Raw genomic sequence first — 12570 nt, forward strand, 5'->3', positions numbered from 1 at the left:
TTATTTTACTTTAATTACTCTCTATTTTTATAAAATTAGTTTTTTTTATTAAATCAGTTTTAATTTTTCTAGAATTAGTTTATTTTACTTTAATTACTCTCTATTTTTCTAAAATCAGTTTATTTTACTTTAATTACTCTCTATTTTTCTAAAATCAGTTTATTTTACACTCTATCTGGCTATTTATAATCTATTGGATATTTTTCTATCCAATAAACATATAAATATCCTTATTATTAATAAACCAGAGTTATAGCTATTCATAGAATGGCTGTTTTACACATCTCCAAACGGAAGTGTCACCATCCTCATCATAATACTTTTCAAACTCAGTTCCTGGAGCTATCAAAACATCGAAATCGGTTTGTTCCTCGTTTGGATTACCTGTATATAACACTTTCTGACCTTCCATCATCATCAGCTTATGCAATATTGGAAGGTTTGCCTGGAAGTTTGGATCGGTGCTTGCCCTTAGAGGCATCTTTGCTACAAAGACTCCATCTTTTGATTCGTTTTCCATAAATTCATAGTCTGAGCGGATGAAAAACATATAATGATTGTCAAGTTCCACATAATCGTTTTTCAATTTGTCTAGAGTCTGTTCAAGGGATCCTATAAATGGATTTTTAGGTTTTTCCATAAAGAGGCTTAAGAATGTGTTTATGCTTATCATTATTGAATGTTCGGTCTGGGGATTGATTATTATTGATGAGAAGGTATCTCCAAGGCCCATGAGAATCTTTGCAAGGTCTCTCATGTTCATTACAATATGGTCTGCCTTAAGCCCTATTTCCTTTATTATCTCCTTTCGTGTGAATGCAACAATTGATCTTTCATTTTCATTGACAGTTAGTGTCATGAAGTTGAATCCAAGTGGAGGTATAGGCTTAATGACCTCTACAACCTTTTGATTGTCTACATCAAAGACTTCTTCCTTGTTCAATTGAACTAAAATGAAAAGTTGGGCTTCTTTAAGTAATTTGAAGAACTCTTCTTCATCTGCAATGGTCAGATTGTTTACTCCTAAGCTAATTATGTCTTCCAGTTCAAAGTTGTCTATTTCTATCTTTTCATTCACATTATAATTATCAATGATTTCGTTCATTCCATTCACCTTCTCATAATTATAGTTTATATTTCAAATTAAAATAGTTTTTTAATTGTTTTTACTTTTTTTTCAAATGATATCTTGAAATCGATAATGATTTGAATGACATTAAATAAACTATTGAAGAAATATCTTCAATTAAAAAATAGTTGAAATCTAAAAAATTAAAAAAAATAGTTAAAAGTTAAAAAATAGGCTTTTAATAAAGATAAAGTAAAAATTAGAAAATAATAATCATTTAATCTTTAAGATATTCTCTATTTCCTTTCAATTTCTCACAAGTCTCCATGGGGATTGATTTTAAATATGAGTATAGTTCTTAATTAATCGAAAGGTTTTTATTATATAAAACTAAATATTAAAATGAGAACTAATTCTAAAACTTTTACCCTTAAATTAGTTTTTAAACAATATATCTTTTTATTCATTTCATTTAGGATTAGTTCTTTTTCTTTTAAAAATATGTTTTTAATTCTTTTTTTATTATATCTTTAATAAATCATTTCTTATTCTTATTTTATTCATTAGCCTTTATCGAATTCTTATTTTGATTATTGCTCTTTTTTAATTATTTTCTCACTTTATCCACAAGTTTGATTATTAATTGAGAGTTAAAAAAGTTTAAATTAAAAAAAAGCAAAAGATTAATAAATTAACCTTCTACTCTCCATCATCCTCTTTTACTCTGCTGGTATGAGGAACAAAGTCACTATCCTCCCCATCGGACTCATTGAGCTTTAAAGTCTTTTCAATATCCATACCCAATGCATCACAATCTGCCTTGATTGCATTCAAGTGCACCAGGATTCTTTCCCTTTCCTGATTAATCTGCTTAATTCTGGTATACGGATAGGTTGATTCCTTTAGCATTTCATAATCAATGGTGGTGTATGGGTATTTGTTAAGTTCCTCACAAACAGCTACGAGCACATTACTTAGGAATCTGTTCATTTCAACCTTGACCCTTTCGGTAATCATCTTGTCCTTGTCAAGGTGATCTTTCATCAATCGAATGACTTCTCCCCTTGCAAAAAGTAAGTTCTCATCATCTTTAGCTCTATTTATTTTTTTATTTGGTTCATCTTGCATAATCAATTCCCCCTTAAATTAATTGGCAAGTGAATTATCCTTCCCCCTAAAAAAAGAACCGTGTTTGCGGATAATTCATTTGCTAGCGCAAAAGCCATTGAATTTCATTTCCCCCTCAACATAAAAAAAGCATTAATTTTATTATATAAATCCCCCTTTACATAAAAAAAGCAATAGTTTTTTTTCATGTTTAAACCCAATTAACTTCTACACTATTATATATGTTTTTGTAATATATAAAGGTTTCGAATAAATTAATTTTCCTATCAATATTTTGATAGGTTTAGACAAAAACTACATAAAATATTTGGTAAACTTTTAATATTTTAAAAAGCATATCTGAAAAAATTCATTTTGTATTAATTGCATCTATATATACATCACTAATTTTTTTAAACTATAATATAAAAATTATTAAATTTATAGTTTCAATCAATATTTTTATAGTTGACACTAAGTTCATTTGATTAAATTCATGTTTCATTAAATTATATGATTTAATCAAAAGAATATATTTGCCGATTTTTATGAGCTAGAAATATGTAAAAATAGAAAAAAAGAAATTAGAAAAAGGTTTTTAATTGTTTAAAAAAAGGATTAATGACGATTTTCATTGATTCTAAACTTAAATTAATATATGGGGGAGATTGGGTTCTTTAAGCCATAAAGATTATTTAAAGCATAGAGAATGTCTTAAGAGGTAAGAATATGACATTCTCTTCTATTTTAATGCTTTGAGTCTTGTTTGAAACCACAATCCCATATTCGCTTCCATGGTCCTCCATTGAATTTATAACCTGCCTTTTGCCCTTCTTGCCATAGCCCGCTTCAATAGGTATTATCCTACCATCAATGGTATTGATTAGAAAATCAGCCCTCTCCTTTTCCTCTTCATAGAAAATTCCAAAATCCTGTTTTCTTTTGTTTTTCATCATAAATAATAATGATCCAACCAGATTCTCAGTTAGTATTCCCATATATTCTCCTTTTGTTTTAGTTGCTTGGCCGGAATTTTGATAGATTGCCGCTTTCATCTGGCTTGAAAGGAAATAATATTTCCAAGGCCTTCTGTTTCTTTTTGTAATTGCTCCATGAGGCTCTATATGGAATATCATCTGTGTGCATTCCAATGCATTCAATAAATTGCCAACGGTTTTTTTAGAGATTTCCAAGTTCTTTGCCAATTTGTTATATGACAAGGTTCCAGGCTTCTGCAATGCTAAGATATTTATTAGAGAATAGGTGTTTAGCCGTGTCTGTGAGTTTACTGAAAGCACTATGTCGAGGTCCTTTTCAACTATCCTATTTTTCATATCAAGACCTAGTTGGATTATTGAAGCATGGTTTTTTCGAGCAAATGATAATGGAAATCCTCCATATTGTATATATTCGTCCCAAATCTTGTTAATATCTCTTTTGAATTTATTATAAACATTTAATTGAATGTAGCGTTCGTCTTTTATAAGATTCTCAAAATCATTGAAGAGGATTGCATTGAATATGGAATCACTTATGCCTCTTGGAATTTCACAGCCATATTTTAAATATAAGTATTCCGCAAAATTTAGGGGATAGATTTCCTTTTTAAGAGACCTTCGGGCAGAGTCCATAGAGCTTTGAAGATTCAATGCGTCAGAACCGGTGAATATTATAAATACGTTCTTATAGTCATCAAAGATTATCTTTCCTACATGATCCCAGTTTGAGGAATATTGTGATTCATCTATGAAAATAAATAATGGCCAGTTATTGAGATAGGCTTCCTCATTGATGTCCTTTATGAAAATATCAAGATATTCTAAGAGATTGAATGGTCCTTGGTCCTTCAATCGGTCTAGATCAAGGTATAATATATGATTTGAGTTAATGTTCCTTTCATTGGTCAGGTAGTCATAAAGCTGAAAGACTATTGTAGTCTTTCCCACTCCCCTAAGGCCAGGCAATATGTAGAATCTATCATCAGTGTCGTGTTCAAGAAAATTATCAATGCTTTCCTTAAGGTCATAATAATCCTTTCTAAAATTCAATCTTGTCTGATCTTTTATTATCCTGTCTGAAACTACTTTTGGAGTTGTTTTTAATATATTAAGCAGATAGTTTATTTTGAATTCATTATCCATATTTTCACCACTTTTTATGGCTTTAGCAATGTTTAAAAAAGAATTATGAGTTATTTCTTATTTTTTTTATACTGTTCTATAGTATTGGTTATTTTTTTATCCAATCTTTTATATACTATTGGTTATTTTTTTATCCAATCTTTTATATGCTATTGGTTATTTTTTTATCCAATCTTTTATATAGTGTTGGTTATTTTTTTATCCAATCTTTTATATGCTATTGGTTATTTTTTTATCCAATCTTTTATATAGTGTTGGTTATTTTTTTATCCAATCTTTTATATACTATTGGTTATTTTTTTATCCAATAATTAATATATTTTTCGAAATCTCTTATATCCTAAGGAAATCTAATGGTGTGATTAAATAATATAAATTTTTAAAACTAATAAAGTAGAAAGAATTAAAAAAAGTACTATGTGGTGGAAATAAGAAAAAGTAAGGGATAAATTAAAAAATCAACATTTATCCAATTAATATTCTAAAAAGTAATTTTTATGTCTTTATCCAAGTCCAAGCAGTAGCATTGCAAAGATAAATGCATCTGTACAATAATGGGTTATATAGGAAACAATTATATTTTTTGTCTTGATGTATGCAAAAAACTCAAAAATTGATCCAAAGCCTTGTATGAACAATGCATATATGAACATGACCCAATTGTATGCATGCAAAGATGCAAACATGGCCATAACCAATGCGACTGAAATCACCACAGACAATTTACGGTTATCTGTGTACTTGTAAAGCACCCTTAGGAAGAATATGAATGGAAGGAACTTGATGAATTCTTCCCCCATTAATGAAAAGACGCTCTTAATAAGTACTGTCCAGTCTATGCTTCCAGGATCAATGATTCCGCTGCTCACTATTCCAACAGATTCCAATATTGCTCCCATAATTATTGCATATATAAGATATCCGATAAAAAGTGCCACTGCAAGGGCAATGTCCTTGAGAGATGGCTTTCTAAATATTGCCTTATAGTCCCAGTCTAGGAAATATAATACTGGAACGATAAAGACTATGCAACATAATATTGAATATGAAAGCTTATCGCTCATTGATAAGATGGATCCAATTATAAAAACAAAGAATAAGACAAGCCAGCCCATTTTTGAAATATGGGGATTCTTTTTATAAAATGGAAAATCGTAATCCCTATCTTCAAATTTAAACCAATCTATTTCTGTCATATTATTAAGTCTCAATAAAATCTTATTTATAATTTTTGATTTATTTTAGGGATTTAGGTTTTATTTTAAGTTTTTCTTATCTTCCTTAAGTATTTTTTGCTCTTTTCTATCCCTTAGCAATCAAAAGAATCTTATATTTGGCTTTAGTTTTATTTAGTTTTTTAAATAATTTGAGTAATAATGTTTTTTCATTTTCATTTTTAGGAATTCCTCACTTCAATTAAAAGGAAAAAATTAATAAATGAGCATACGTAGGAGGAACTAATAAAAACCTGTTCCTAATAACAAAGGGAATACATATTCTTTCATGATATTAAATTACTTATTTATCTAGTTGGTGGCTAGTTCTAATATGATTAGAATTAAACCTAAGATAATATAGGCAATTGCCTCTTTGATATCGCCCATTCTTTCTCACCTCCTTTTGAAAGAAAAGACTAGGAGACTTGTCGAAGATTCCATTAGTCCTTTCATGGCGGAAAAAATTCATCTTAATGCTTCCTTTAGTATTTTTTTATTTACCAAAAAAATAAGATAAATTATTAAAAGAGGTGAAGAACTCCGAATTATACTTTATTTCTTATATAATTTATATTTTTTCCCCCATATTAAAAATAAAGCAATATTATTATAAATAGTTATATATAGTAAACCTAAATAAAAAATACTTTTTTTTAGTTATTTTATTTAAGAAATTTTTAAAATATTTATGGGCAACTATTTAAGTCTTAAAAGAAGTAAAAAGGAATTAAATTGTAAAATAAGTTTTTTTTTAAATAAAAATAGTTTTTCTAATTTATGGGTTGTTGTTTTTGCAGTTATAAATTAACTGCAAAATTAACAACAAAATAGTTTTAAGCAATGAATTTTTGCTCAAAGACTAATTGAAATCTTCGACAATTAATTTATATTATCTAAAAACTAATATATAAAATTATCTTTTTATCCATATTTTTTCATTTTAATGTGTATTTTCATCTTTAAAAGCTAAATTAAGTATTTGGTTTACTATATATTATAAATAGTAAACTCTCCTTTTAGAAATTAAATATTTAATGTGTTAAATTAGTTGCTTTTCCTATAATAAAAATAAGTATAAGTAAAATAAGTGAAAAGAGTTAAAAAAAAGAGTAGTGGAGGAATTAAATTCCTCATTTAAATTTATTTTAATACGAACTTTCTTATGCCGACAATACTTAAGATGATTGCTATTATGTAGCCTATAATTGAAATTACCGGCATGTCAAAGGCTCTTGGTCCGAATGAGACTACAGATGAACCTACAATAAGAGCGGATACTAATGCTACTATAGATACCTTGTCTGTTATGTCCACTTCGAATCTGAACTGGAGCTCCTCGTTTTCAATCTTATGGACTGTTCTTGTAAGAAGCTGAGGCAAGGCACGGAACATATGCTCATATAGAATTATGTTGCTTTTCTTGCTCTTGAGGTATCTCTTAGGATCTAGCCTTTCTCTGGCGATTCTCTTTGCGATTGGCTTGAGGGATTCGAATATGTCAATCTCTGGGTCAAGGTTGTGTGCGATTGCCTCAACCATTGAGACTCCTCTTGCCATTGTCACAAGCTCATTTGGAAGGACTACTCCATATTCCTGCATGAGTTTAAGGAGGTCTCCAAGGATGCCGTCGAAACGGTTAAGATCCACTCCGAAGTATCTTCCGAAGAGATCGTTTAGGTCTCTCTTGAGCGGCTTTGTGTCAATGTCATAGTCTAAGATGTCCATGTACATCAATTGGTTGATTACTCCGTCAATGTCCTGGTCCATAATGAGTAAGATTGCCTCTGCGAGGTTGCGTTTGAAGTCCTCGTCAAAGGTTCCCATCATACCAAGGTCAAGGTAGCACAATACATTGTCTTCCAGAATCATGATGTTTCCAGGGTGTGGGTCTCCATGGAAGAATCCGTCTATGAGAAGCTGTTGGAGATAGGAGTCAATCACTGTTTTTGCAAGGAGTTTCTTGTCAAATTCGTCTCCTTCGCTTGCATATACGTCATTCAGTTTTGCTCCTGCAATGAATTCCATTGTAAGGACCTTTGTTGTACAGTATTTAGGATAGGTTGCTGGAATGTGGACATTTGGATTGTCTACAAAGTTCATCTCAATCCTTTGCATGTTCATGAATTCGTTGTAGTAGTCGATTTCCTTGTGGATGCTGCGGTCGAACTCTTCCATCACTCCAGGGAGATTTACCTTCTTAAGCTCGCCGCTTAATCTGTCTGCACGGTTTGCAATGTATTTCATTATCCTTATGTCCAGGTCAATCTTGTCTGTGATTCCCTCTTTCTGGATCTTGACTGCAACATGCTCCCCTGTATTTAAGGTAGCTTCGTGAACCTGTCCGATAGATGCGGTTGCAAGATGCTCATGTGAGAATTCGGCAAAGAGTTCGTCAATGTCTCCTTCAAGCTCCCTTTCAACTATTGCCTTAACCTGCTCATAGCTTATTGCAGGGTTGTCGTCCTGAAGGTTGGCAAGCTCGTTTGCAATGTCTTCCCCTACCATGTCAGGCCTTGTGCTTAAGAGCTGGCCTAGTTTGATGAAGGTTGTTCCAAGTTCCTGAAGCATAAGTCTGAACTTGACTGGAACTTCGCTATCCAATAGGAGGCTCTCTTCTTCCTCATCTTTTCCGCGTATCCTGTTTTTTGCGCTTTCGCCTAAAATCTTATCAAAGCCGTATTTCTTCATCGCAGCTCTGATTTCTCCTAGACGTTCTTTTGTTTCTTTATCCATAATTATCACATTTGATTAATCTCTGCAAATAGAGTTATTGGTATTAAATATCTTATCCTTAGTAGTTTAATTACCCTAATTAATAATATTTTTATTTTAGTTAATACATTTTTCTTAGAGTAGTGTTTAATTTAAGGGTAATCATTTTCGAGCACTTTTTTATGCATTCATTCATCAATTATGCCACTTGCTAGGAAGGTTATTCCCTCCATTATCATACAGATTCCAACGATAACTGCAGTGTATAATGGCTGTGAAAGTGAGAAGAAAGCACAGATAATGCATATTATACCTAAGATTAAAGTCAATATTGCTGTGGCTCTTGATATTCCATCTATTGCTATAAAAATACCTAGCAAACCGACAAATATCAGTATAAATCCAATTATATAGAATTGATATGCAATAATGAAGGATAATGCATCCACTTTATATAGGAACATGAATCCGATTATGGCTGCTATGATTCCCAGCAATATTTTTGCTGCTGAAACTCCAGCCATCATGCTCCATATGGAGAATCCGTCGAGGATTAAGCCAATACCAAATGCTATTAGAGCTACTCCTGCAATCCATGAGACTGCTTGGGCGCTGTAAACTGGGTAGATTGCAAAGATTAAACCCAAAATGATTAATATTATTCCAATTACTTTTCTAATATCCATATTTATCCCCTAAAATATATTTTTAATATGATCTTTTTTAAAATAATTATTCATATTCTTCAAATTGTTCAGTTTTTTCAATGAATATCTAATTTTATTTTTATATGGAAAAAACATTTGAAGAAAAATATAAATAAATATTGGACAATATTATATATTTAATAAATTTGTATATATAGATTTGTAATACAATAGGGACAAATTGGGATAAATTGGGATAAATTAGGATAATTTAGTTAAGATTTTTTAAATTAGGATAAATTTGAATAGATTGGGATAATATGGTAAAAGATTGTAAAAATGGATTTAATCTTATTGCATTTAGATGTCAACTCTAATATTAAACAAATTATGGATTGGGAGGAAATAAACTAACTATCGTATCTTAATTCATTTAAAGACTTTGTAAATTCCTCCATTAAATACAATATGTCTTTAAAATACTTTGCAGTATCTTCCCGGCCTTGTTTTGTGTGAAGGGCAATCAAATATTTTAATATGCTAAACATTTCTGGATTAAAGCCCACTTGAATCTCATGCTCCTCTAAGTATTTTATATCTTCCTTTATTGAATCCCAAAAGTCTGTTCCTGTTTCAACAGTAAGATAAAATTGCATCAAATGATTATATAATTCTTTCTCTTGCTTATCATCTAAATAGGAAAAGGCAAGTGTGAGGTATGACTCTATCAATATTTTGCTGTTATAAGAGTATTTCATGATGTCTGGAGCCAATTCCTTTATTTTTTCATTCTCATTGATGGATTGGCAGTATTTGCATAATCTAAGCAGTATTATTGCAGAGACCGGATTGATCTTATTTGCAATCTTTAAATATTTCTCTTCTTTTTCCTTATCTCCCTTTTTGCCATATGCTCTTGCAAGGGTAAAATAAATCAGCTCAAGACACTCTTCCAGATTCAGTGTCTTGACTGAATCGATATCTTCAATATAAACATTAAATAGGATTTCCTCTATGGGATTTGCGAAATGGTAGTAGTCAATCGTCTTATATTGAGGATTTTGGTCCAGATAGTTCAAGATCAGTTCAATTGCCTCATCATATTTGCCATTTTTTTCTAATTTCCTAGCTTCTTCTGCAAGTTCAAAAGCATCATCATATTTGTTTTCTCTTTCTAAATCCCTAGCCTCTTTTGCAAGTCCCATAGTTTCACCTGATTATTTTTTATGTCCATCATATGAACCTTGATTCTCTTTTTATCCTAATCAATTAAAGATTGAGAAAACTTTCCAATCATATTTTCAATATAATCTAATTTGGCCAATTGAGTAATCCAATCAGCAGGAATATCTTCATAGCCATAGAAAATCCCTGCAAGGCCTCCAACTACACAGGCAGTTGTATCTGTGTCATATCCAAGATTAACTGCAGTCAGGAGGGTATCCTTATAATTCTCATTATTCAAAAGACACCAAATGCTTGCTTCAAGGGAAGAAATACAATATCCTCCGCTTTTTATTTCATCACGCGGAAGATTTTGAATATTCAATGAAAAGACTCTATCAAAATGATGCAATTCTTCCTCAAATGAGTCATCATTAAAATAATATTCCTTGGATTTGTTTATTCCAGAGGATATAAGTTCCTCTAAGTCTAAACATTTCCCATTTTCAAAATTATCTATGAATTCAAGAGCAATGTTCACATAGATTCCACAGCACATCTGGCTTCTCTTGTGTCTGTGGGTGAGTGAAGACAAATTATGAACAGCAGTCATCTTGTCTTCTTCGATAAATGAATATTTTTTGGATAAATAATAAATAAAGAATGCAATAGGTAAGATCCTCATTAAGGAGCCGTTTCCATTGTCTCTCTCGCCGATGCCTCCACATTCCAATGGCTCCCATCCGTCATCATAGTTGTAGATTCCATCCCTTGTGGCTCCCCCTATATCAAAGGAAAATCCATATGGTGTGTATTCTCCCAAATTAAGCCAATCGGAAAAGTTTCTCATAATAATTTCCCAATCGATTATATCATTTAAGCTTGTAGAATCTACATTATCTCCATTCAGACTCTTAATCAAGCCATCCATTGTTGCAAGGATAAGGCTGCTATCATCTGACCAGCTTCCAGCTGGAAGCTCAAAAGCGCCATCCCCTATCATATCAGTCACGGGGTCTATGTCACGTTCTTCACGAGGCTGGAATTGCACAGGTAATCCAAGCGCATCTCCTACAATCTGTCCCATTATTCCGTTTTTAATGCAATCCATATCTTATTTCTCCTTTATACTTTTTTCTTCTGATAATTTTTTTAAATTTTCCTCAAATCTATTTCTGGTTTTCTTAATCCTTTTCAAATGGTCAAGGTATCTTTCCTTCAATTCTGGAGGATACCCATCATAAACGTCAATGCATTCATATGAATCATCATCAATGATGCAGATGTTATGGGAACCCATTCTTGAAGCCTTCTCGACATATAATAGGACTTTTTCATCTTCAATGGCTAAAAAATATTCAATATGTCCAAAAGGCACTGTAATTATTTCCCTTTGCCTAAATAACTCTTCTCTTATCAGTTCCTCATCTTTATCAATTCCATTTCTTTCAAGAATCTCATCGTCTAATCTGCTAAATACCCTCTCATTGAAAGTTTTTTGGATCTTTGTCAAATCATACATTTCATCATCCCCTGAATCCATCTTCAAGCCCAACAATCACTCTAAGGCGATATACTGGATAATGCCTTAAACGTTCTTTTTCAAATTGTAATTTGCAAGTGTCTCCATAGATATGTGGGCTGTCATATACCCAACAGCTATGTTTATACAGGGCTTTCATAAAATTAGGCTCTATCTTTTTATAGTCCTCCAATCTTTTCTTTAATATTTCTATAAATTCATCGCTATGATATTCAAAGAACAATTCCAATACCTTCTCTTCAAATTCCTCAAAAGTCATAGGATACTTTTTATTTTCAATATTGGTGTTTTTCTCTATTAGCTTAGTTATATCTTCATCTTTTTTTAATATGTATCTTGGCCTGCCTTTTTCAAGTAGCTTATATTTAGGTTCTTTTATCATGGGATAGCCGACCCCTCCAAAAGTGACCTTGAATTTCCCTGAAAAGAGCAGTTGCCCATCCTTTGAGTAATAGTTTCCAAAACTAGGATAGTGTGGTCCATAACCTCTGCATCTTCCATAAGTCCCTTCAAATTTTAATTGGCCGTTTGAATAAAATTCCTTTCCTTCAAGCAATCCTTTACGTTCAAATACTCCTTCATGACATTTATTTCCATTTGGAAAGTAGGATGTTCCAAGACCATAGGCTATTTCCCCATAGCCTTGTTCATAGATGGTATAACCTTCATAGATTAAATTGCCATCATTAGAATATGCCTTTTTATGAATGCTGTATTTATTATAATTGATCTTATCTAAAAAGTCCTTTTCAGAGAGTATTGGTCCTGCCAAATAATTCTTTATCTTATAGTAAATTCTCTCTATGATATTGATTACAATCACATATTCCTCTTTTTCGCTACAGTTTTCAAGATCTTTTTCATATTTGAAATTATTAAATTTAAGATAATTGATTAAATGATTCTCATTTTCAGAGCTTATTTCCACTGCATAATTTCCAAATTGCATAATATCACCCCATTTGCTTAT

The 12570-nt window shown here is 31.3% G+C and carries 10 protein-coding genes; all 10 read right to left on the reverse strand.

Annotation, left to right across the window (positions count from 1 at the left end):
* Positions 1-256: 256 nt before the first annotated feature.
* Positions 257-1105, reverse strand: a complete 849-nt coding sequence (locus MRU_RS03755) for an SseB family protein (RefSeq protein ID WP_012955544.1) — start codon at positions 1103-1105, stop codon at positions 257-259.
* Between the two features lie 663 nt (positions 1106-1768).
* Positions 1769-2197 carry a hypothetical protein gene (locus MRU_RS03760; RefSeq protein ID WP_012955545.1) on the reverse strand — a complete coding sequence of 143 codons (429 nt, stop codon included), beginning with the start codon at positions 2195-2197 and terminating at the stop codon, positions 1769-1771.
* 674 nt (positions 2198-2871) lie between these two features.
* Positions 2872-4317: an ATP-binding protein gene (locus MRU_RS03765; protein WP_012955546.1), complete on the reverse strand. Its 1446-nt coding sequence runs from the start codon at positions 4315-4317 to the stop codon at positions 2872-2874.
* Between the two features lie 503 nt (positions 4318-4820).
* Positions 4821-5513, reverse strand: a complete 693-nt coding sequence (locus MRU_RS03770) for a CPBP family glutamic-type intramembrane protease (RefSeq protein ID WP_012955547.1) — start codon at positions 5511-5513, stop codon at positions 4821-4823.
* 1161 nt (positions 5514-6674) lie between these two features.
* Entirely contained in the window at positions 6675-8267 is a 1593-nt protein-coding gene (locus MRU_RS03775) for an ABC1 kinase family protein (protein WP_012955548.1), read from the reverse strand.
* 167 nt (positions 8268-8434) lie between these two features.
* Positions 8435-8932 (reverse strand): DUF308 domain-containing protein, encoded by a 498-nt coding sequence (locus MRU_RS03780; RefSeq protein WP_012955549.1) that lies wholly within the window; start codon positions 8930-8932, stop codon positions 8435-8437.
* A 371-nt stretch (positions 8933-9303) separates the two neighbouring features.
* Complete coding sequence (locus MRU_RS11990) at positions 9304-10098, reverse strand: hypothetical protein (protein ID WP_012955550.1); 795 nt, start codon at positions 10096-10098, stop codon at positions 9304-9306.
* Between the two features lie 56 nt (positions 10099-10154).
* On the reverse strand, positions 10155-11168 hold the full coding sequence (locus MRU_RS03790; protein WP_012955551.1) for an ADP-ribosylglycohydrolase family protein: 1014 nt from the start codon (positions 11166-11168) through the stop codon (positions 10155-10157).
* Between the two features lie 3 nt (positions 11169-11171).
* Positions 11172-11606 (reverse strand): hypothetical protein, encoded by a 435-nt coding sequence (locus tag MRU_RS03795; RefSeq protein ID WP_143714300.1) that lies wholly within the window; start codon positions 11604-11606, stop codon positions 11172-11174.
* Positions 11584-12549, reverse strand: a complete 966-nt coding sequence (locus MRU_RS03800) for a hypothetical protein (protein WP_012955553.1) — start codon at positions 12547-12549, stop codon at positions 11584-11586. Before MRU_RS03800 ends, MRU_RS03795 begins: the two co-directional genes overlap by 23 nt.
* Positions 12550-12570 lie beyond the last annotated feature (21 nt).

The sequence above is a fragment of the Methanobrevibacter ruminantium M1 genome, from assembly GCF_000024185.1.
Lineage (GTDB): Archaea > Methanobacteriota > Methanobacteria > Methanobacteriales > Methanobacteriaceae > Methanobrevibacter > Methanobrevibacter ruminantium.